Below are 1,613 nucleotides of genomic sequence, written 5' to 3' on the forward strand. Positions count from 1 at the left end.
CGGCCCTGCGCGGGCCGGCCGGGCACCGTGACGCCGGCCGCACGCCCGTCAGCCGGCGGGCTCCCCGGGCCAGGTGAAGGTCGCGACGGCACCGGCCGGCAGCTCGTACGCCAGCGAGCTGCCGGACTCGGTGACCGAGAACTTCCGTGCGGAGTCGGAGGAGTTGACGACGACCGCCGCCCGTGAACCGTCCGGGTTCTCGAAGACGACGTCCTCCACGCCGCCCGGCTGCTGGGTGGTCGAGCCGATCCGGTGGGCGCCCCGGTCGACGAACTTCGAGACGTGGCCCAGCGAGTAGAACTCCGCGTTCCGTGCGACGTCGCCGCCGTCGATCTCGACGACGCCGTTGCACCTGGTGTCGCAGTTGCCGAAGTGCGGGCCGCCGTTCTGATCGAGCGCCATGTTCCACAGCACGACCGTCTCGGAGCCCGAACGCAGGCTGCGCACCACGAGGTTCTCCGTCTGCCACGTCAGACTGTCGGCGAAGGTGTCGTCCGGGTCGCCGCTCTCGCTGTCGGTGCCCGAGCACTCGGTGAAGAAGACCCGGCCGCCCGCGTCCCGCACCTGCTGCTGGGCCTCCGGTTCGCCGCCGTAGCAGTGGAAGGCGGCGCCCTGGACGCGGTCGACGTCCTGTGTCTTGTCGAGGACTTCGAGCGGGTACTCCGGCTTGTCCCAGTTGTGGTCGTAGGCGAACAGGTCCGTGTCCAGGCCCGCCGCGGTCAGCTTCTCGTCCAGCACCCGCAGGAACGCCGCCTGTTGGGCCGCGGACATCCCCATCGAGGGGTACGTCGTCTCGAACAGCGGCTCGTTCTGCGCCGTCAGATCGTCGATGTCGACGCCCTCGGCCGCGTACGCCTGCACCGCCTTGACGAGATAGTCGGCGTACGCCTCGTAGTGCTCCTCCGTGGGCTGCCGCCCTCCAGCTTGCCGCTGTCCTTCATCCACGCGGGCGCCGACCAGGGCGTGCCCATGACGCGGATGTCGGGGTTGACGCCGAGGGCCTCGCGCAGCAGCGGAAGGATCTCTTTGGTGTCGCGGTCGACGGAGAAGGAGCCCTGCTCGTCCTCGTAGCTGTAGTAGGGGAGTTCGGCCACGAAGTCGGAGCCGCCGAGGGGCTGGCGCAGATAGTCGAGGCCGATGCCGTCGCCGTCGGCGGAGAACAGGCTCCGCATCAGCTTCTCGCGTTCGCCGTCCGGCAGGCCGCTCATCAGCCGCGCAGAGGCCTCGGTGACGGAGGCCCCGGCACCGGTGAACTGCTGCCCCTTCTCGGACGCGTCCACGGCCAGGTCGATGTCCTGCTTCGCGCCGTCGAAGGCGACGTCCGCGCCGCGCTCCAGCCGCTTGCCGCCGTCGGCGGTGGTCACCCACACCTGGGCGGCGGTGGCGGCTTCGCCGCCCGCCGCGGGGGAGTTGTCGCCGTCCGCGCGGGCGGACGGGCCCAGCAGGAGGTGCGTGCCGGCGAGCAGTGTCAGCGCGGTCGCCGAGGCGGCGAGTCTCCGTCTGTGTGTCACGGTGCGGCTCCTTCGTGGGGACGGACGTACGGGGTTGTGGGGACGTGCGGATCGTGGGGCTTCCGGAGTGCGGGGACGTACGGGCGGGGTGCGGGGGGTGCG

1 protein-coding gene and 1 pseudogene are annotated in these 1,613 nt (G+C 71.4%); both read right to left on the minus strand.

All coding sequences use genetic code 11. The features are described 5' to 3' along the window. Positions 1–48: 48 nt before the first annotated feature. On the minus strand, positions 49–219 hold the full coding sequence (locus AN218_RS39125; protein WP_420856031.1) for a glycoside hydrolase family 30 beta sandwich domain-containing protein: 171 nt from the start codon (positions 217–219) through the stop codon (positions 49–51). Between the two features lie 108 nt (positions 220–327). After that, positions 328–1,208: pseudogene (locus AN218_RS39130) on the minus strand (glycoside hydrolase family 30 protein); the annotation flags it as partial. Between the last annotated feature and the right edge of the window lie 405 nt (positions 1,209–1,613).

The organism is Streptomyces nanshensis (genome assembly GCF_001751255.1).
Lineage (GTDB): Bacteria > Actinomycetota > Actinomycetes > Streptomycetales > Streptomycetaceae > Streptomyces > Streptomyces nanshensis_A.